At 61.2% G+C, this 17,704-nt stretch carries 21 protein-coding genes and 1 tRNA gene; 7 read left to right on the forward strand and 15 right to left on the reverse strand.

From position 1 onward, the window contains the following. Nucleotides 1-10: 10 nt before the first annotated feature. The 5 genes from PVE73_RS23260 to PVE73_RS23280 form a co-directional block, all read right to left on the reverse strand. Complete coding sequence (locus tag PVE73_RS23260; RefSeq protein WP_137390934.1) at nucleotides 11-241, reverse strand: hypothetical protein; 231 nt, start codon at nucleotides 239-241, stop codon at nucleotides 11-13. Between the two features lie 350 nt (nucleotides 242-591). Next, nucleotides 592-999 carry a DUF6527 family protein gene (locus PVE73_RS23265; RefSeq protein WP_277364524.1) on the reverse strand — a complete coding sequence of 136 codons (408 nt, stop codon included), beginning with the start codon at nucleotides 997-999 and terminating at the stop codon, nucleotides 592-594. Next, a complete protein-coding gene (locus PVE73_RS23270; protein ID WP_277364525.1) occupies nucleotides 996-2,201 on the reverse strand; it encodes a ThiF family adenylyltransferase in 1,206 nt (401 codons plus the stop codon). Before PVE73_RS23270 ends, PVE73_RS23265 begins: the two co-directional genes overlap by 4 nt. Beyond that, entirely contained in the window at nucleotides 2,161-2,412 is a 252-nt protein-coding gene (locus PVE73_RS23275) for a multiubiquitin domain-containing protein (protein WP_277364526.1), read from the reverse strand. The genes PVE73_RS23270 and PVE73_RS23275 overlap by 41 nt, the downstream gene beginning before the upstream one ends. Before the next feature lie 37 nt (nucleotides 2,413-2,449). Continuing rightward, nucleotides 2,450-2,674: a DUF2188 domain-containing protein gene (locus PVE73_RS23280; RefSeq protein ID WP_277364527.1), complete on the reverse strand. Its 225-nt coding sequence runs from the start codon at nucleotides 2,672-2,674 to the stop codon at nucleotides 2,450-2,452. A gap of 131 nt (nucleotides 2,675-2,805) precedes the next feature. Here PVE73_RS23280 and PVE73_RS23285 point away from each other — a divergent pair, with 131 nt between their 5' ends. Beyond that, nucleotides 2,806-3,171 (forward strand): helix-turn-helix domain-containing protein, encoded by a 366-nt coding sequence (locus tag PVE73_RS23285; protein WP_277364528.1) that lies wholly within the window; start codon nucleotides 2,806-2,808, stop codon nucleotides 3,169-3,171. Continuing rightward, nucleotides 3,155-3,739, forward strand: coding sequence for an ImmA/IrrE family metallo-endopeptidase (locus tag PVE73_RS23290; RefSeq protein WP_277364529.1), 585 nt, complete (start codon nucleotides 3,155-3,157; stop codon nucleotides 3,737-3,739). Before PVE73_RS23285 ends, PVE73_RS23290 begins: the two co-directional genes overlap by 17 nt. Before the next feature lie 161 nt (nucleotides 3,740-3,900). Here the strand turns inward: PVE73_RS23290 and PVE73_RS23295 are convergent. Continuing rightward, nucleotides 3,901-3,976, reverse strand: a tRNA-Phe gene (locus PVE73_RS23295). A 361-nt stretch (nucleotides 3,977-4,337) separates the two neighbouring features. Between PVE73_RS23295 and PVE73_RS23300 the strand changes: the two genes are divergently transcribed. Both PVE73_RS23300 and hemA read left to right on the forward strand, forming a co-directional pair. After that, nucleotides 4,338-5,147 (forward strand): hypothetical protein, encoded by an 810-nt coding sequence (locus tag PVE73_RS23300; RefSeq protein WP_277364530.1) that lies wholly within the window; start codon nucleotides 4,338-4,340, stop codon nucleotides 5,145-5,147. 160 nt (nucleotides 5,148-5,307) lie between these two features. Next, entirely contained in the window at nucleotides 5,308-6,585 is a 1,278-nt protein-coding gene (gene hemA / locus PVE73_RS23305) for a 5-aminolevulinate synthase (protein ID WP_277364531.1), read from the forward strand. Nucleotides 6,586-6,719: 134 nt separating this feature from the next. Here the strand turns inward: hemA and mscL are convergent, their stop codons facing one another. Next, nucleotides 6,720-7,136 carry a large conductance mechanosensitive channel protein MscL gene (mscL, locus tag PVE73_RS23310; RefSeq protein ID WP_277367557.1) on the reverse strand — a complete coding sequence of 139 codons (417 nt, stop codon included), beginning with the start codon at nucleotides 7,134-7,136 and terminating at the stop codon, nucleotides 6,720-6,722. 197 nt (nucleotides 7,137-7,333) lie between these two features. On the opposite strand from mscL, the gene PVE73_RS23315 reads away from it, so the two are divergent. Then, entirely contained in the window at nucleotides 7,334-10,828 is a 3,495-nt protein-coding gene (locus tag PVE73_RS23315) for a PAS domain-containing hybrid sensor histidine kinase/response regulator (protein ID WP_277367558.1), read from the forward strand. Nucleotides 10,829-10,839: 11 nt separating this feature from the next. On the opposite strand, the gene PVE73_RS23320 is transcribed toward PVE73_RS23315, so the two are convergent. Then, nucleotides 10,840-11,490, reverse strand: coding sequence for a response regulator transcription factor (locus tag PVE73_RS23320; RefSeq protein ID WP_277364532.1), 651 nt, complete (start codon nucleotides 11,488-11,490; stop codon nucleotides 10,840-10,842). Nucleotides 11,491-11,601: 111 nt separating this feature from the next. Further along, nucleotides 11,602-12,045 carry a hypothetical protein gene (locus tag PVE73_RS23325; RefSeq protein ID WP_277364533.1) on the reverse strand — a complete coding sequence of 148 codons (444 nt, stop codon included), beginning with the start codon at nucleotides 12,043-12,045 and terminating at the stop codon, nucleotides 11,602-11,604. Nucleotides 12,046-12,167: 122 nt separating this feature from the next. On the opposite strand from PVE73_RS23325, the gene PVE73_RS23330 reads away from it, so the two are divergent. Next, nucleotides 12,168-12,515, forward strand: coding sequence for a DUF952 domain-containing protein (locus PVE73_RS23330; protein WP_277364534.1), 348 nt, complete (start codon nucleotides 12,168-12,170; stop codon nucleotides 12,513-12,515). Further along, complete coding sequence (locus tag PVE73_RS23335) at nucleotides 12,512-13,603, forward strand: quinone-dependent dihydroorotate dehydrogenase (RefSeq protein ID WP_277364535.1); 1,092 nt, start codon at nucleotides 12,512-12,514, stop codon at nucleotides 13,601-13,603. Before PVE73_RS23330 ends, PVE73_RS23335 begins: the two co-directional genes overlap by 4 nt. Before the next feature lie 5 nt (nucleotides 13,604-13,608). On the opposite strand, the gene PVE73_RS23340 is transcribed toward PVE73_RS23335, so the two are convergent. The 6 genes from PVE73_RS23340 to PVE73_RS23365 all read right to left on the reverse strand — a co-directional run bounded on the left by PVE73_RS23340 (nucleotide 13,609) and on the right by PVE73_RS23365 (nucleotide 17,552). Then, nucleotides 13,609-14,871: an MATE family efflux transporter gene (locus PVE73_RS23340; protein WP_277367559.1), complete on the reverse strand. Its 1,263-nt coding sequence runs from the start codon at nucleotides 14,869-14,871 to the stop codon at nucleotides 13,609-13,611. Between the two features lie 172 nt (nucleotides 14,872-15,043). Beyond that, nucleotides 15,044-15,307: a DUF6460 domain-containing protein gene (locus PVE73_RS23345; protein ID WP_277364536.1), complete on the reverse strand. Its 264-nt coding sequence runs from the start codon at nucleotides 15,305-15,307 to the stop codon at nucleotides 15,044-15,046. An 87-nt stretch (nucleotides 15,308-15,394) separates the two neighbouring features. After that, nucleotides 15,395-15,898 (reverse strand): metallophosphoesterase family protein, encoded by a 504-nt coding sequence (locus PVE73_RS23350; protein WP_277364537.1) that lies wholly within the window; start codon nucleotides 15,896-15,898, stop codon nucleotides 15,395-15,397. A gap of 93 nt (nucleotides 15,899-15,991) precedes the next feature. Beyond that, the gene (locus tag PVE73_RS23355; RefSeq protein ID WP_277367560.1) at nucleotides 15,992-16,345 is read right to left on the reverse strand and encodes a YbaN family protein; all 354 of its coding nucleotides are present in this window, start codon (nucleotides 16,343-16,345) and stop codon (nucleotides 15,992-15,994) included. 56 nt (nucleotides 16,346-16,401) lie between these two features. Beyond that, complete coding sequence (locus PVE73_RS23360) at nucleotides 16,402-16,902, reverse strand: anthrone oxygenase family protein (protein WP_277364538.1); 501 nt, start codon at nucleotides 16,900-16,902, stop codon at nucleotides 16,402-16,404. A gap of 23 nt (nucleotides 16,903-16,925) precedes the next feature. Then, nucleotides 16,926-17,552, reverse strand: a complete 627-nt coding sequence (locus tag PVE73_RS23365; RefSeq protein ID WP_277364539.1) for a TetR/AcrR family transcriptional regulator — start codon at nucleotides 17,550-17,552, stop codon at nucleotides 16,926-16,928. Nucleotides 17,553-17,704 lie beyond the last annotated feature (152 nt).

Here is a 17,704-nt window from a genome sequence, read left to right on the forward strand (position 1 = left end):
TCACCCCGCCTCACAGCTTGAACTCGCCACCTCCACGGCTTGACGACCTGCCAAACCGCGTCTCAACTTCGGCCACGGCATCCCGGAGCGCCTTTACGATCTTTCGAACCTCGGCATCTTCGTAACTGTAAGTCTGCCGGTTTGAGAGGTTGCCGATCAAGCGAATTGCCTCAAGTGCCTTATTCGTTCGCTTCTCCGCAAGCTCGCGGAATTTCGCGTGCTTCTTATCGGTATCGGCCATTCGCTTCCTGCCGAAAGTTTAGTGGTTCCTTGCAAAATATGCTGTTTCCATATCACATGGTCAAGATATGTTTAGAATATTTCTCACATATGTTGCAGCAGGAGGTGCCAGGTTGGAGGGGCGCTTATGGTATTCAGTAAGCGCCGGCGGATAGAGCCTGATGCATCAGGGCGCCCTCAAGCAGGCGGTATGTTCAGGCGCGCTATTTCGCGGCATAAGGAAAGGAGATTTGATGGGCAGGGGCGTCATCGGCGTATGACGAGAGCGGTTCTGATCACCAAGCTGTACAAGCAGGGCGAAAATTGAGCGGCAATGCAGTGCCAAAGCAATAACCGCTCAGAATAGTGTCATTACCTTGTGAAGAGGGCCCGCAACTTGCTGAGCAGGCTGAGCACCGCTGCCTTGGCTCCTTTCCACCAAGTGGCCGGCTTCGCGTCTGTTGCAACATGTCGAGCGATCTGCGCGTGCATGATATTGGCCGCTTGAGCACTCGTGAACGCGGGGAGCCATTGAACGTTCCCAGCAGTGATGACGTAGTGCGCCTTGCAAGGCGCGTCGAAAACGCCAACTGACGGGCGGATAGTTGCGTAGCCGCCTTCGTTCCAGACTTGGTGACTATCGGGCACCAGAAGAGTGATACGATGACCGCAGCCGCAGGCGCACAGCAGCCCAGCTAGCTCAAACTCCTCAGTGTGGTAGACGACGCCTTCTTGCATCTGGGTAGGGATGCGCTCCACCCATAGATATCGGTACTTCATGAGGCAACCTGAGGTCTGTCGATTTCGAAGGACGACGTCTCGAGGATGATCGATGCGGCCTCATCCAAACGGTCATAGATCGCGAAGTGCTGTTTAAACCGGACCACCGCCAATGCTGCGTTGAGAGCGTTTAATTCCGCGATTTGGCCTTGCCGCCGATATTCGCCACCCTCCGGATCATCGCCAGGCAGAAAGACAGTTCGTGCTGTGGCTTCAAAAGCCGCCCGATTCACACCGGTGACTCGGACTACGCCGTTCAAACCAACCGGTGCCCGGTTCAGTCCCATGCCACAATCCACAAAGGGAATACCGTTGGTGCTTAGCCAACCAGCAATGAAGACGCGGGACGGGCCGTGATCAATGGCCAAGAACACAAAATCGAATCCGCGAAGCCGCTCCACGTTTGCTTCGGTCACCCGCTCGGGCACGGGGGTGATGTTGGCGTGCCACTGTGAGTATTGCTGCAGCAAAACATCAACCTTCAGCCTACCAATCGCACGCGGAATGAACCCCGGGAAGCGGAATATCGTGTGCACGTGCACCTTGTCATCATCGAACAAGGCGATCTCAGCAAGGTGACTTCGGGCGATGAAGTCGAGGATGTAAGAGCCGGTACCGCCAAGCCCAATGATCGCGACTCTCTTGTCTTCAAGCAGCCTTGACAGGTCATTCATATGGTACCTTGACGACAACGTGTCGGGGAAGCGCAGAGGGGTACCTTGCTCTGCGGCCTTCACCTCAATGGCTCGAAGCGGCGTTGCGTCAGGAAACGCAGCCAATGCGGGACCGGTGATCGTGTCGAGGTAGGTCTGCACTTTCTCTTCGAAAGAAGCGTATGGGCGGGCCCGCCCAGCCGCATCGAGCAGCTTATAGGAGAACGAATAGTTCGACTCAAAGCCCTCGCCGACCTTGATTTTGTTCGCTCCGCCCCCAAGCCGCAATTGGCGGCCATTCTGGTCGTGTGGGCGCCCTCCTCGAAACCAAGCCTGGTGATCACTCGGTGGATCGAGAATTCCTTCAGCGGATAAGTCGACTGGACTTGCCCAGTCGCCGTACACAAGCTCACCCCGCTCTCTGAGATAGGGCAGGCCATAAATTAGGAAGTAGCCCCCGACGAAATCAATCAGATAACCTTGTTCTTCGAGCTCCTGGACGAACGGATTACGATTCGCCAGTGCCCGAAACTCTGAACCGCATTCCATCTTTCACCATCACCTCGTTACCGGGCGCAAGCGTCCCGCTCACATTGTTGGAATGACCACGAGAATACTTGATCAAATATTCGGTTGATCCCGCCCCGCCGTCGGATAGGTAGAGGGCGACGACCTCGTCGTACGAGATCTTCTCCTTGGGCACCTCATGGTCGTCTTGATTGACCGTGATGGTGACAGTTTTCCCAGGCTTTCCGGCCATAGTTGCTTACCTCATTGTAGTGTAGGGCTTCTCAACCTCAGCCCTTTGGTGGAAAAGGATCATTGCCGTAGCTCCACGCTTGGCGGAATCGTGCATCACGACCCTGAATGCGCAGCTCAGACCCCTGATTGCGGGCGATCTCACGGCCAAAATCGATGGCCTCGCGCTGTGTTTCGAAGGTACGTGTGAGGCGTTCGTTGCCTTCACCGCGAACACCCCAGTTCTTGCCGTTCCTCACGACATACTGATTCTTGTTTGTCATTGGCGTTCCTTTCACCAGCCCAGCCGCCACCATGCGCGGCCAATTGCACCTAAGATCGATAATTGCTAACTTGCAATTTCTCGAACGATAGCCGATTCGAGGAGAATTGCAAGATCGCAAATGAGGAGCACATGTCGAATTTTTTTGACGCTGAAGGTTTCTACGCGGCGCTTGATGCCCACAGAAACTCATTGGGCATAACCTGGAAGAAGGTTGCCGAAAAAACTGGCGTCTCTCCTTCCACACTGACGCGGATGGGCCAAGGCAAGCGGCCTGATGTTGATAGCCTAGCGGCGCTTGCATCTTGGTCAGGCATCGATGTGAAATCATTCTATCTTCGAGAAGGAGAAACGCCTCAGAGGCCAGAGACGCTTGCCGAAATCACCGCGTTGCTGCGAGCTGATCGCGAACTCGGCAAGGAAGGGTCAGCAATGATGGAACGAATGATCATCTCCCTCTACGAAGAGATGAGGAAGCGCCGTGGCCAACAATTTTAGATACGGATTCAAGTCGGAATCGGAGTTTTATGCTTCCGCCTTCCGGGAGGAGCTGTCCCTAGCTCCACATGCACCGCTGCATGCCAAAGCACTTGCTGAACATCTAGAGATACCTGTGAGGCCGCTTTCCACGCACGACGGCGTCCCGGAGGACATAAAGAAGTTTTGGCTGACAAACGGCGAGGACACGTTTTCGGGCGTGACCATAAATGACGGAACCTACAAGGAGATCGTCCACAACGATTTCCATCACCCAAGGCGACAGAACTCAGATATCGCCCATGAACTCGCACACATTCTGCTCGGGCACCCGCTAACCGCGCCCATCAAAGCCAATGGAGAGCGAGACTACATTCCTGCGATAGAAGAGGAAGCGAAGTGGTTAGGCGCGACGCTCTTGCTGCCCAAAAAGGCCCTGATTTACATCATTCTCAATGGACTGACGATCGAAACCGTTCAAGACGAATATGGTGTAAGCGCAAGCCTGTTCCGGTTTCGCGTGCAAGTCACCGACGCATATCGGGCAGCAAAAAACACGCGGAGGAAGTACGGAACTGCTGCCGAGTAAAGGTTCGCCGCAGTTAGAGGCCGCGCAATGTGCGTCGTACCAGTGCTGTCCATCGCATCCCAGTGCGCGCCGCTGACACCCAAAATGACACCCAGCACAATTTTGCCCGCTTGAGCGTATAGGTCTCTAGCGCCTAAGCTGCCGATTTTATTGAATAAAAATGGTGCCCAGGGGCGGAATCGAACCACCGACACGCGGATTTTCAGTCCGCTGCTCTACCAACTGAGCTACCTGGGCTTATCCGAATGCGTGAGTGACAACACACCACGCGACCGACAGAGGTTGGCGCTCGAAAGCGCGTGGGTTATAGCATGAGATTCCGCCCTGTCCAGCGTGTCGGCTTGCGAATGCCGGACTTTTCTTCATCCCCGAGCCCAGGCTTCGGAAAGCCTGAACATCGGGCGGAACCCGCTTTATCCAGCCAGAAGCCGCCAGCGCGAGGATAAGCCACTGGCCTGATCACTTTTCATTATAATCCGCCCCCGAGCGCTCACCGCTGCAGCAGCCAATGACGGTCAGGTTTGTTGCTTCTTCGTAAGATGTCCTTTTCTTTTCGGCCGTAATCTCGCCTCTGAACAGAACTATCACCGGTAACGCAATGCTCCGCATCCTTTCCCGTGCCCTCGTTTTCCTCTGCCTTTCCCTTGCAACGGTGCCGGCCTCACGGGCGGCAAGCTTCGATTGTACGAAGGCGACGGCGCCCGACGAGATCACCATCTGCCAGGATCCAGCCCTTTCCGAACTCGATTCGGCCATGGCCGCACTCTGGTTCAGCTATGAAAAAATCCCCTTCCTGATGGGCGGCAAGGCCGCTCGCCGGGAGGAAGCCGAAGCCTTTCTGGAAACGCGCAGAGCCTGCGGCAGCGACGCGGCATGCCTGCGTAAGGTCTATGAGGCGCGCATCGAGGCATTGAAGACGGGGATCGGCAACTACCTGAAGGGCGACTCCGGGCAATTGAAGGCCCGGCAGTGGTCGTCGGCGAACTTGCCCGGCGCCGTCCAGGCCCTCTCCAGGAGATATCGGAAGATGTGCAGCGACATCGGTGGTACGCTCCAGCCCGACGCCGACGAGCCGATGATGATGACGGCCGATATCGATGGCGATGGCGTTCAGGATTTCGTGCTCAATCCGCAGAACATGCGCTGCAGCGCCGCCGCCACTGCGTTCTGCGGCAATGGCGGCTGCCCCATCTCTCTCGCTCTTTCCGGCCGCGACTACGAGGATCCGGTAACCATCATGGGCGGGGCTCCCTCCCTTTCCCAGGATGAGGAGGGCACGTCGCTTGATGTCTGGGTCGGCAATGCCAAGTGCGAGACGACCCAGGCCGCATCCTCCTGCCAGGGCCGCTTTTCCTGGCACGGCGGCAAGCTCGTCTCGGATTTTCAGGCAAGGCAGTTTCAGGACTAGCCGCCATGTGGGGGAACAGGACGCGCCTGCCGCAGTTCCTTTCCGGTATTGATCGAGCGCAAAGCTTCCGCCCGCCGACGTGGCATTTTGCCCGCCAAGCGGCCATGGACGCTCGATGCGTCGGCGTTTATGATCCGCGCGCAAAATCCAGGAAGGCGGCATGGACTATCAGCGGTTCTTTTCCGAGGCAATCGACCAGCTCCACGCGGAGCGTCGTTATAGAGTTTTCGCGGATCTGGAGCGGATCGCCGGCGCCTTTCCGCGCGCTATCTGGCGCTCGAACGGCGCGGCGCGCGAGATCACCGTCTGGTGCTCAAACGATTATCTTGGAATGGGACAGCACCCGGATGTGATCGCCGCCATGCGGGAGGCCGCGGGCCGCATGGGCTCCGGCGCCGGTGGAACGCGCAACATTTCCGGTACGAATCATCCGCTGGTGGAACTGGAGGCCGAGCTTGCCGACCTGCACGGCAAGGAAGCCGCCCTCGTCTTCACATCGGGCTTCGTCTCCAACGAGGCGTCGATCTCCACGATCGCGCGCCTTCTGCCGGATTGCCTGGTGCTCTCCGACGAGCTCAACCACGCCTCGATGATCGAGGGTGTGCGCCGTTCCGGAGCTGAGAAGAAAATCTTCCGTCATAACGATCTGGCTCATCTGGAAAGCCTGCTGAAAAGTGCGGAACCCGGCCGCGCGAAGCTCGTCGTCTTCGAATCCGTCTATTCGATGGACGGCGACATCGCGCCCATCGCCAATATCGCGGACCTCGCCGATCGCTACAACGCTATGACCTATATCGACGAGGTGCACGCGGTCGGCATGTATGGCGCGCGCGGCGGCGGCATCACAGAACGCGAAGGCCTGGCGCATCGGATGGATGTGATCGAGGGCACGCTCGCGAAAGCTTTCGGCGTGATCGGCGGCTATATAGCGGGCTCGGCGGCCATCATCGACGCGGTGCGCTCCTACGCGCCGGGCTTCATCTTCACGACGGCACTGCCGCCGGCGATCGCGGCGGCCGTCACGGCGTCGATCCGGCATCTGAAGACGTCGAATGTCGAACGCGAGACGCAGCAACGCCAGGCGCAGCACACCAAGAATGTGCTGCGCGCGGCAGGGCTGCCCGTCATGCCGTCCCAGACGCATATCGTTCCGCTGCTGGTCGGTGATCCGGAACTCTGCAAGAAGGCGAGCGACAGGCTGCTTGAAAGGCACGGCATCTATATCCAGCCGATCAACTATCCCACCGTACCGCGCGGGACGGAGCGCCTGAGGATCACACCCACGCCCTTCCACACCGATGATCTGATCGACACGCTGAAAGACGCGCTGCTGGAAACTTGGGACGCGCTCGGCATCAGCTTTACCGAAGCGGGGCAAACGCCCGCAGCCCAGACCGAACGGATTATTCCGCTGGTGGTGTCGAAGTCCGGCGGGTAAGACCAGCGGCCGGTTCCATACGGCCGAAGAGTTCTAGATCGCCGGCGCAACCAGTCCGCGGGCCTCTTAGCTGCCGTTTTCAGGTTCCGCGGCCTAAAAGATGCAGGCCTTGGAGCTTCCCGCCCCTGCAGAGGCTATTTCCTGGCCAACAGGTCCCTGATCTCCGTCAGGAGCTGGACGTCCTGCGGCGGTGCTGCGGGTTCGGCCGGCACTTCCGCCTGCCGGCGGCGGAACCGGTTCACCGCCTTCACCATCAGGAAGATGATCCAGGCGAGGATGAGGAAATTGATGACCACGGTGATGAAATTGCCATAAGCCAGCACGGCACCTTGCTCGCGTGCCTCTGCCAGCGTGGTTGCAGTCACGCCGGAAGCGAGCGGCAGGAAATAATTCGAGAAGTCGAACCCGCCGAAAATCGCTCCCACGATCGGCATGATGACGTCGTCGGTCAGTGACCCGACGATGCCGCCGAAGGCGCCGCCGATGATCACCCCCACCGCCAGGTCGATAACATTGCCACGAGCGATGAATTCCTTGAACTCGTCCAGCATCCCAGTCGCCATTCCGGCCCCCTGTTGCAAAGGTACGGGCGATTCGCCACTGCAGTACAGCATAGCAAAAGTTGGCAGTTGGGTAAGCATCCGGTATGCCCGGGGCGCACCGGTACCCTGGCCGCCGAAAGAAGCATTGCGCGGGCCCGCCCGCCTGTGCTTGGCTCAGCCGCTCGGGAGGAGTGAGGTCGGCCACAGTGCAGGGCTGGGTCATCGCCATCATAGCCATCGGCTACGTCACGTTTCTTTTCGTGATCGCGAGCCTTGGGGACCGGCGCGCCGCCGCCGGGCGTGCATCCGGCACACGGCCGCTCATCTACGCATTGAGTTTGGCGATCTACTGCACCTCGTGGACCTTCTTCGGCTCGGTGGGGCTGGCCACCGAAAGGGCTTTCGAGTTTCTCACCATCTATATCGGCCCGGTGCTCGTTTTCGTTTTCGCCAATCGGCTTCTCGGCCGCATCATCAAACTGGCGAAGAGGGAAAAGATCACCTCCGTCGCGGATTTCCTCGCCGCCCGCTACGGCAAGAGTTTCGCCATCGCCTCGGTGGCCGCGCTCATCGCCACCTGCGGCACAATCCCTTATATCGCCCTCCAGCTGAAGGCGATTTCGGCTTCCGTCAGCCTGATGGTGGAGCATTATGACGGTGCGATGCCCACGATGGAGTTCTTCATCGGCGACATATCGCTGCTGATAGCAATGCTACTCGCGCTTTTTGCCGTTCTCTTCGGAACGCGGCATGCCGACGCCACGGAGCATCAGAACGGTCTGGTGCTTGCGGTGGCGGTAGAATCGGTCATCAAGCTCGCGGCATTCCTCGCCGTCGGCGTGGCGGTCACCTTCTTCCTTTTCGGTGGAGCGGGCGAACTCGTGCGGAAGATCACGACGGAGCCGCGGGTGACCGAAGCGTTCGCGCACCCGACCTCCCTTGCCACCTGGGTGGTGATGACGACGCTCAGCGCCTGCGCGGTCATCATGCTGCCACGCCAGTTCTACGTGACCATCGTGGAGAACAAGGGCCCGGACGAGCTCAGGCGGGCGGCGTGGCTTTTCCCTCTCTATCTCGTGCTCATCAACCTCTTCGTCATACCGATCGCCTTTGCCGGCCTGCAGACGGTAGGCGACCGCACCAATTCGGATCTCTACGTGCTCGCGGTGCCGCTTCTCGCCGGGCATGACGCATTGGCGCTCGTGGCCTTCATCGGCGGGCTGTCGGCTGCGACGGCGATGGTGATCGTGGACAGCGTGGCGCTGTCCATCATGATCTCCAACGACCTGATCATCCCGCTCTTCGTCCGCCGCCTGCTGCATCCTGAAAGTGGAGAGAAGGAGGACTGGTCGCGCGTCATCCTCAACATCCGGCGGGCGGCCATTTTCCTCATCCTGTTCGCTGCCTTCCTCTACTACCGGCAAAGCACGAACGATACACGGCTTGCCGCCATCGGCCTCATTTCCTTTGCTGCGATCGCACAGTTCGCCCCGGCTTTTCTGGGCGGGCTCATCTGGCGCGGTGCAAACAGCCGGGGCGCGCTGCTCGGCATGGGCGCAGGGTTCTCCATATGGGCCTATACGCTCTTCTTCCCGTCGGTGGCCCCGCCGGGCACCGAAATCATCGCCCACGGCCCCTTCGGGATCGAGGCGCTACGGCCTCAGGCTCTGTTCGGCACCATCGCCGAGCCGCTGAATCACGGGGTGCTCTGGAGCCTTGCCGTCAATATGCTGTTCTTCGTTCTCGGTTCGCTCTCCCGTGCTGCAAAGCCCCTGGAGCGGATCCAGGCGGCCATCTTCGTACCGCGCGAGGCAACGCCGATGCCGAGCCTGCGCCGCTTTCGCCCCACAGTGACGGTCAACGATCTCAAGGACACCATCTCGCGCTATCTCGGCGTAGAGCGGACGGAGCGGTCGTTCCTCACCTTCGAGGCTGAACAGGGCACCTCGCTCAACGGCAATACGCAGGCGAGCATGCCCGTCATCCGATTTTCCGAGCAGCTCCTGACGAGTGCGGTCGGTTCTTCCTCCGCCCGGCTCATCCTCTCGCTGCTCTTCCAGCGCAACGACACCGCGCCGCGCGATGCCATGAAATTGCTCGACGATGCATCCATCGCGCTCCAGTACAACCGCGACCTGCTACAGACAGCGCTCGACCAGATGGAAGAGGGAATCACCGTCTTCGACGGGAACTTCCGGCTGATATGCTGGAACCGGAAGTTCCGCGTGCTCTTCGACCTGCCCGATGTCATGGGGCAGGTGGGCGTGTCGCTTGGGGAAATCGTGGACCATCTCATGGCGAGGGGCGAGCTTTCCCGGGATACGGAAAAGACCGTCCTTGAACGGCTTGCCGCCTTCGGCACACCGTGGGAACTCACGCTGCGGAGGAGCAGCCGCATTCTGGAGATCCGCTCCAATGTCATGCCGGGCGGCGGCATGGTCGCCACCTATACGGACATCACGGCTCGCGTGGCGGCGGATATGGCTCTGAAACGCGCCAACGAGACACTGGAACAGCGCGTGGCAAACCGCACCGCCGAGCTCACGCGCGTCAACGAAGAGCTCGCGCAGGCCCAGATGATCGCCGAGGAGGCCAATCTCAGCAAGACACGTTTCCTCGCCGCAGCGGGGCACGACATCCTGCAGCCCCTCAACGCCGCGCGCCTTTACTGCGCTTCGCTCAGGGAGAAAACCGACAGGCAAGACCTGGGCACCGTTGTCGAGAACGTCGAATCCTCCCTCGATTCGGTCGAGGCCATCCTGGGCGCGGTGCTTGACATCTCCCGCCTCGACACGGGAGCCTTGAAACCCTCCGAAAGCGCCTTCCGGCTGGACGCGCTCCTGAACCAGATCCGCACCGATTTCCAGCCGCTCGCGGCGGAAAAGGGCCTGCGGCTCACCATCGTGCCATCCTCCGTTGCAATCCGCACCGACCGCAATCTCTTCCGCCGCCTCGTACAGAACCTCGTGTCGAACGCCATCAAATACACGCGCAGCGGACGCGTCGTCGTCGGCGTGCGACGGCGTGGCGAACTGGCGGAACTGCAGGTGATCGATACGGGAATCGGCATTGCCGGAGACAAGCTCAACGCCGTCTTCCGCGAGTTCACCCGCCTCGAAGAGGGCATGCGCGAGGCGCAGGGGCTGGGCCTTGGCCTTTCGATCGTCGACCGCATTGCGCGGGTGCTGAGGCTCGAAATCCGGCTGCAATCCGAACCGGGGAATGGCACGCGGTTCTCCGTCGTCCTGCCGGTCAGCGCGGCGCTGCCGGAATCGTTGTTGGAGCAGGCTCCGCCCGCAGTCGGCCCCAGCGTGATGCTTGCCGGACTCAATCTGTTGTGCATCGACAATGACGAGCAGATCCTCAAGGGAATGCGCCTGCTACTCGAAGGATGGGGCTGCCGCGTCCATACGCTGTCCGGTCTTGCGGCCCTCGATGCGCTGCGCATCCCAGGCAACCGCCCGGACCTCATCCTGGCCGACTATCATCTCGAAAATGGAGAGAATGGCCTATCCGCGGTCCGGCGTCTTCGCCACGCCTGGGGCACCGAGATTCCCGCCGTGCTGATTACGGCGGACCGCACCGGCGAGGTGCGCGCCGCCGCGGAAGCCATGGGGGTCTCGCTGCTCAACAAGCCGATCAAGCCGGCTTCGCTCCGCGCACTCCTCATGCGCTATCGCCAGGTACTCGCTGCAGAATAGGGCTGCGGAGACTAAATGCTTTCCGAAAGCGGCGTGGTACCGATGCGCGAGAGGCAGATCACCGCCTGTGTGCGGCTGTCGACGCCGAGCTTCTGCAATATCGCCGAGACATGCGCCTTGACGGTCGCTTCCGAGACATTGAGCTCATAGGCGATCTGCTTGTTCAGAAGCCCCTCGCCAAGCATCGAGAGAACGCGTGCCTGCTGCGGCGTCAGGGTGCGCATACGATTGATCAGTTCCTCCTCGTCTCTCCCTTCGCCGAGGTCGACCCCGTCGGGGATGTAGATGCCACCGTCGAGAACCGTCTGCACGGCACGACGCATCTCGTCCATACGCGCGGATTTCGAGATGAAGCCGGAGGCGCCGAGCTCCAGGGCGCGGCGGATCGTCTGCGGGTCGTCATGGGCGGAGACGATGACAATGGGCACGGCGGGGCAAAGACCCCGCAGCGCCACGAGCCCGGTAAGCCCGCTCGCACCCGGCATCGCCAGGTCGAGGAGCATGAGATCGATATCGGGATCCCGCGAGATCAACGCCTTCGCGTCAGCGAAATCCCCCGCTTCCAAAATCTCACAGTTCGCGCCGAGACCGCCCAGCGCCTGCTGCAGAGCGCCTCGGAAAAGCGGATGGTCGTCCGCGACGACGAAACGGTAACCTGGCAAGAATCCCTCCCGGCCTCCCGCTCCTTTGTTCTTTTGTTTGAGCGGGATCACACGCACGATTATGCGAGGATCGCAGCCTTTTGCAAGGTAGTGGCCGGAATTGGCTGCAAGTCAGGTGCGCTGGTCGGGCGCGCTCTCCTGTTGGGGAGCCGGTTCGTTCGGCGTCTCTTCCTGCTCCAGCCCCTTCACGATATCGACGAAGCGGCGGAAGAAGCGCTCCATCATGTTCAGCGACTGCTCGAATTCCTCTTCCGGGACGAGGTTGCGTATCCCTCCGCCCTCGAGTGCCTCCACGCGCGCCTCGAGCGCGGTTACTTTCCGCCGTAGGGTCTCGATCTCGGATTCAGCTGCTTCGGCCTCGTTGCTCGCCGGGCGGCAGACGAGCTCTCCTTCCTGTTCCTTGCAGAGCGTCATCGCGCCGGTCTCGGTGTCCATGCGCACATAACCGTCAGTGGTTCGCTCCAGGCGATACCGTTCTTCGTTCTGGGCCGATGCCGTGCCCGCGAGAGCCGGCAGCAAACAAAGGCCGGCGAGGGGGAAGAGTGCTGCTCGCATCGAAATCTCTCCTTGATCCGCTTCCAGATTGGCGGACGAATGCGCCGCTATTGAGGTGCAAAAGGCCTTGCCGGTCAACGGAGACACTTCCACCCCTGTTCCATTGGCAGTATAGCGCAGCCATGTCTCGATTGATCTACAAGATATGTCCGGCGCCCCTGTGGCGCGAAGCCGAGGAGCGCGGTGTTTTCACCGGGGCTCCGATCGATATCCAGGATGGCTTCATCCATTTCTCGACCGCCTCGCAGGTGCAGGAGACCGCGGCCAGGCACTTTTCCGGGCAGGACGGTCTGTTCCTGATCGCCGTAGAAGAAGAAGAGCTCGGCCCCGCGCTGAAGTACGAAGTCTCGCGCGGCGGACAGCTTTTTCCGCATCTCTATGCCTCGCTGCCGGTCAATGCGGTACGCTGGGTCAAGCCGCTGCCGCTCGGCGGCGAGGGTGGCCACGTGTTTCCGGCACTCGACGCATGATGCGGATTCTTGACGGGCTGACGCAGCCGCTGCTTTTCGCCTTCGATCCCGAGCGGGCACATGGGCTTTCCATCGCCGCGCTCAAATCCGGCATCCCATTCTGCTCGCCACCACCGACGAACCCCAAACTATCTCAGACGATCGCAGGCCTGGATTTCCCGAATCCACTCGGCATGGCGGCAGGTTACGACAAGAATGCCGAAGTGTCCGATGCGCTGCTCAGGCTCGGCTTCGGCTTCGCCGAATGCGGCACCGTCACGCCGAAGCCACAGGCCGGCAACCCGAAACCGCGCATTTTCCGCCTGCCGCGGGATCGCGCCGTCATCAACCGGCTCGGCTTCAACAATGAAGGTCATGCGGCGGCGCTGGCGCGGTTATCGGCGCGCAAGGATCGGGCAGGTATCGTCGGCGTGAATATCGGCGCCAACCGCGATAGCCCCGATCGCATGGCGGACTACGAAGCGGGTGTGCGCACTTTCGCCGAGGTCGCCTCCTATCTCACAGTCAATATCTCCTCCCCCAACACCGCAGGCTTGCGCGCGCTTCAGGACCGGGAGAGCCTCGCCGAATTGCTCGGACGCATCATGCGGGTGCGCGACGAAAAGGGGGCGCAGAGCGGACGAAAGGTCCCGGTCTTCCTCAAGATCGCACCGGATCTTTCCGAGGAGAGCCTCGCGGATATCGCCGCGGAAATGCTCGAGAAGAAGGTGGACGGCCTCATCGTCTCCAACACCACGCTTTCGCGCGCGGGGCTCCGCGAACCGGCGGCGAGCGAGACCGGCGGCCTTTCCGGCACGCCGCTGTTCGAGCGTTCGACCATCGTGCTTGCCAAGATGCGCGGGCTTGTCGGTCCGAAGCTTCCGATCATCGGCGTGGGCGGCGTTCACTCCGTCGAGACGGCGCTGGAGAAGATCCGTGCCGGCGCCGACCTCGTCCAGCTTTATACGGGCATGATCTTCGACGGGCCGGGCCTGCCGGGGCGCATCGCTCAGGGCCTCGCCGCCTATGTCGACGCCAACGGAATTGGATCCATTGCGGAGATCAGGGACGCAAACCTGAAGAGCTGGGCGAACCGGCCCCTTTCCTGACCGTCTCAGGCGAAGGTCTCACGCGTTCGCGATGGCAGGATGGCGAGCAGGCTCAAGCCTCGCATGACGAGGAAGAGGTGGATTGCGATCCAGAGCCCGGCGTTGCCGTAGCTGTCGGCAGCCGCGAACAGCCACAGCACAAAGGCGGCGAGCGACAGCAGCATCATGTTCCTCATGTCGCGTGACCAGGTGGCGCCGATGAAGATGCCGTCCATCTGGAAGGCGAGCACGCCGGAAACCGCCGTGAGCGCCGCCCAGGGCAGGAAGGTGCCGGCGATCTCCCGCACCTCGGGCGTGGTGGTCAGCAGGCGGATGAGGGCGCCGCCGAAGAGAAGGAGAATGACGGCGGCGATCACTGCGAGGGCGAAGCCCCAGACCGAGGTCAGCCAGACCGCCCTGCGGAAAGCGGGCTCGTGGCGTGCGCCTACGGCGCGACCGGCGAGCTGTTCGGCGGCCGTGGCGAAGCCATCCAGGAAGTACCCGGCCACGAGGAAGAAGTTCATCAGGATGGCGTTGGCCGCGAGCGTCGCCGTCCCGAGTTGCGCTCCCTGCCGGGTGAACAAGGCGAAGGCGGCAAGCAGCGAAAAGGAGCGGATCATGATGTCGCGATTGAGCGACAGCATGCGCAGCATGCCTGGAAGATCGACGACGCGGTTCCACGGAACCCGTCCGGCGCGCCCGAACCGACGCGCGAGCACGGAGAGCCCCACCAGAGCTGCCAGAAGCTCTCCCCCCAGCGTGCCCCAGGCGACACCTTCAAGCCCCCAGCCCAGTCCGAGACCGAGCCAGATGGAGAGGAGTATGTTGGTTCCGTTGAGCAGGATCTGGAAAAGAAGGCCCAAAGTGCCTTCTCCCCGTCCGAGCACATAGCCGAGAATGGAGAAGTTGATGAGGGTAAGCGGAGCGGCGAGCATCCGGATGTCGATGTAAGTGCGCATCGCATCCACCACGCCGGGTTCCGGGCTGATGAACCAAGCGCTGAGCGTGGCGATCGGCGTTGTGAGAATGATGAGGATTACACCGATCGCGACGGCTGCCACGAGCGAGCGAAGGGTGATCGCCTGCTCCTCCCCGGTATCGCCGCGCCCGTGCGCCTGGGCGACAAGGCCCGTCGTGCTCGAGCGCAGCGAATTGAAGGTACTGAACACGACATCGAAGGTGAGGGCGCCGGCTGCGAGCCCGCCAAGGATCGCCGCATCGCCCAGCCTTCCCACCACGCCCGTATCGACAATACCGATCAGCGGCGTCGTGAGATAGGCAAGCGTCATCGGGACGGCGACGGACAGCACGAGCCTGTTCGTCACCACGAACGGCAGGACGGTGGGCTTCTGTTGGACTGCTTGATGCACAGGGGCGATCCGGCTGCTTCGCTCGGACGAAGTCAATGCGCGTGAAAGCGGGGCGCGCAAGGCCATGCCGGGCGGTTTTGTATGGGCCAGTTCAGCGCCGCAGGCTCAAGAGCCTCAGGACCAGGAAGGCTGGGATCACGATCACGGCGCCGAGCACGATGTAGCCGAAGAAGTCGCCGATCGCCGCCCATCCCATGTTCCAGATGCGCAGGATGGTTTCGCGCAGCCCGTGATACACGTCCCATGGTGTCCAATCGAAAACGCTCATGACGAAGCCGACGATCAGCGAAACCACCAAAAGCTTTATGGCAACGCGCAGCGGACTGTCGCCCAGAAACCTCGTCAATGCCGACACGATGGACTCCGTCAGAGTTTTCGTTCCGTCCGAGCACATATGGGCTCGACGCCTGAAGCGCAAGCTCGGGCAAATGGGGCTGGCGCTTCAGGCCTTCCGTCTTCGCCTCCTCGCCAGGATCTGCGCGAGTGTCGCAGGACGAAGATCCTGCGCGTCGACGCCGACATCGAACTGCCGCGGCACGGGCTTCAGCCTCCCATGCGAATGGCCATGCAGGTTGATGGAGCCCTTGCCTATCTGGTTCCAGGTCCGAAAAGGATAGTGACAGAGGATGACCATCCGCCCCTCGACAGAGAGCTCGACATAATGCTGCACGCTGGCCCAATCCTTCGCCGCCAGGGTGACCGGTCCGTCATTGTTGCCGATGATGAGATGCTTGCGGCCGTTCAGCCCTGCGAGAAGCGTTGAAATCGTTTCAGCATCGCCGCGGGCGAAGTCACCCAGGTGCCAGACCTCGTCCTCGGGAGCGACCACCTCATTCCAGAGGCGGATTACCTCCGCATCGTGCTCGGCCATCGACGCGAAGGGCCTTCGGTCGATGCGCAGTACGCGAGAATCCCGAAAATGTGTGTCGCTGGTGAAGTAGATCATTCCGGCACAAGAGGAAGTTTCCCAGGAAAGCGCGACGCATAGCTTTCGTTCCGTTTCCGGTCCCGCCTGCGCCAATCGTGGTGGCGGCAGGTCCTATGAAGGTCTGGAAAACACATAGGCAAGGCCCACGAGCATCAGGAGCGCAACCGCTCCCGCCGCAATCGGACCAGGACCGGTACTGATCAGGAAGACCACGAAACCCAAACTCGTTCCACCGAGTGCCATCAGCTTCGCGTTGCGCGGGATCGCACCGCGCTGCCGCCAGTCACGCAGGACCGGCCCGAAGCGCGGGTGTTTGACGAGCCAGGTCTCAAGCCTCTGCGAAGAGCGTGCGAAGCAGGCGGCCGCCAGGATGAGAAAGGGCGTGGTCGGCAGCACCGGCAGAAAGGCGCCAACGAACCCCACGGCCACAAAGGCGAGGCCGAGAGCGAGATAGAGCCCACGCATCACCCTGTGCCATTTTCGCTTGGCACGTGCCTCCGCATTGCCGCCGGTCGCCTTCATCAGCCGCGCTTGGACAGAGCTAGAATGGCAATACCGGTGAGCATCAAGCTCACGCCGCTCGCTGCGGTGCGCGCCGTGTTCCAGAACTTCCAGGGATCGGAGTAATCGCGCCAGATGCCTTGCGCCTCGGTGCTATCTGCCGGCACGTCGATCCGGGCCAACGCCTCGTTCATGGGTACGTTGACCACCATGGTCAGCAGCAGCCCGCCGAAGAAATAGACGAGGGCTGCGCCTAGGAACGCAAGGGCCGATCGGCGGAAACCAGCCTGAAATGCGAGGGCGGCCGTCATGGTCAGCACGACCGGCGTGCCGAAAAAGGCCGGTGCGAAGACGGCGTTGCGCACAGAAGCATTCATGGCCTGCATCGCCTCGATCGCGATTGTGGGATCTGCGGCGTCGAGGCCCCACATCGTCGAGCAGACCCAGGCGTAGAAGAAGCCGAAGATCGCACCGCTAAGGAGGAGCGAAAGGATCGCGAACGGATAAAGGATGGCTGCCATCGAACGCTCCTCCAAAAACGGCCTCATCGAGCGGGCCGGTATATCGCCAGGAACAGGCGGAGGGCTTGGCGTGACCGGACTGCGATCTCGTCCTGCGACAACTCATCGACGACTCCGATAACGCGGCGGATCTGCAGGTCGCCGACAAGGAGGCGGATGTAGACGTCCGCCGCCTCTGCGGAATCGTCCGTCACGATCAAACCGGCTTCTTGAGCCCTTTCGATGAGGCTTCTCATGCGGGGAACGATCGTGTCGCGACCGGCTTCCGCGATTGCCCGCCCGAGCGTGCCCGTATCGTTGACGTCGCCGGCGGCGGCCCGGTTGAGGCTCACGGCCCGCCTGCCGGTTACGAGGGTGAGCAGGATCGGTCCCAATCGCGTGAGGGTGTCGAGCGGGTCGCCGTTGCTTGAGAGAGCATCATCGAGCAGATCCTTCGCGTCGCCGGCATTTGCCTCCACGAGCGAACGGAATAGGCCCTGCTTGTTGCCGTACCAGTTGTAGAGGGTTTCGTTCGAGGCCGACGCCCGCCGAGCGATGGCAAGCATCGAAGCGCCCCCGTAGCCGACCTCATCGAGCACGGCGTACGCCGCCGCCTCGATGCGCTGGCGGCGCATCTGCTGCTTTGACGTAAGCTCACATTCCCTTTTCATGCACTAACCGTACTTCCCTTTTCATGCACCAACCGTACACGTATGTACGGTTTTTGCAAGAGCTGCCGCCTTTCCACCGAAGTCTCCCGTCCGCGATGCGCTTGATGGTTGTCATTCCCTTCCTATTCGGTGGATAGTTGGAAACCGGCAGC

The sequence above is a fragment of the Chelativorans sp. AA-79 genome (genome assembly GCF_029457495.1).
In the GTDB taxonomy this organism is placed as follows: domain Bacteria; phylum Pseudomonadota; class Alphaproteobacteria; order Rhizobiales; family Rhizobiaceae; genus Chelativorans.

Excerpts from the sequence above, each read along its gene's own strand:
- PVE73_RS23260 (WP_137390934.1), bottom strand. The coding sequence starts at position 241 with ATGGCCGATACCGATAAGAAGCACGCGAAATTCCGCGAGCTTGCGGAG.
- PVE73_RS23265 (WP_277364524.1), bottom strand. The coding sequence starts at position 999 with ATGAAGTACCGATATCTATGGGTGGAGCGCATCCCTACCCAGATGCAA.
- PVE73_RS23270 (WP_277364525.1), bottom strand. The coding sequence starts at position 2,201 with ATGGAATGCGGTTCAGAGTTTCGGGCACTGGCGAATCGTAATCCGTTC.
- PVE73_RS23275 (WP_277364526.1), bottom strand. The coding sequence starts at position 2,412 with ATGGCCGGAAAGCCTGGGAAAACTGTCACCATCACGGTCAATCAAGAC.
- PVE73_RS23280 (WP_277364527.1), bottom strand. The coding sequence starts at position 2,674 with ATGACAAACAAGAATCAGTATGTCGTGAGGAACGGCAAGAACTGGGGT.
- PVE73_RS23285 (WP_277364528.1), top strand. The coding sequence starts at position 2,806 with ATGTCGAATTTTTTTGACGCTGAAGGTTTCTACGCGGCGCTTGATGCC.
- PVE73_RS23300 (WP_277364530.1), top strand. The coding sequence starts at position 4,338 with ATGCTCCGCATCCTTTCCCGTGCCCTCGTTTTCCTCTGCCTTTCCCTT.
- hemA (WP_277364531.1), top strand. The coding sequence starts at position 5,308 with ATGGACTATCAGCGGTTCTTTTCCGAGGCAATCGACCAGCTCCACGCG.
- mscL (WP_277367557.1), bottom strand. The coding sequence starts at position 7,136 with ATGCTGGACGAGTTCAAGGAATTCATCGCTCGTGGCAATGTTATCGAC.
- PVE73_RS23325 (WP_277364533.1), bottom strand. The coding sequence starts at position 12,045 with ATGCGAGCAGCACTCTTCCCCCTCGCCGGCCTTTGTTTGCTGCCGGCT.
- PVE73_RS23330 (WP_277364534.1), top strand. The coding sequence starts at position 12,168 with ATGTCTCGATTGATCTACAAGATATGTCCGGCGCCCCTGTGGCGCGAA.
- PVE73_RS23335 (WP_277364535.1), top strand. The coding sequence starts at position 12,512 with ATGATGCGGATTCTTGACGGGCTGACGCAGCCGCTGCTTTTCGCCTTC.
- PVE73_RS23340 (WP_277367559.1), bottom strand. The coding sequence starts at position 14,871 with ATGACGCTTGCCTATCTCACGACGCCGCTGATCGGTATTGTCGATACG.
- PVE73_RS23350 (WP_277364537.1), bottom strand. The coding sequence starts at position 15,898 with ATGATCTACTTCACCAGCGACACACATTTTCGGGATTCTCGCGTACTG.
- PVE73_RS23355 (WP_277367560.1), bottom strand. The coding sequence starts at position 16,345 with ATGCGTGGGCTCTATCTCGCTCTCGGCCTCGCCTTTGTGGCCGTGGGG.
- PVE73_RS23360 (WP_277364538.1), bottom strand. The coding sequence starts at position 16,902 with ATGGCAGCCATCCTTTATCCGTTCGCGATCCTTTCGCTCCTCCTTAGC.
- PVE73_RS23365 (WP_277364539.1), bottom strand. The coding sequence starts at position 17,552 with ATGAAAAGGGAATGTGAGCTTACGTCAAAGCAGCAGATGCGCCGCCAG.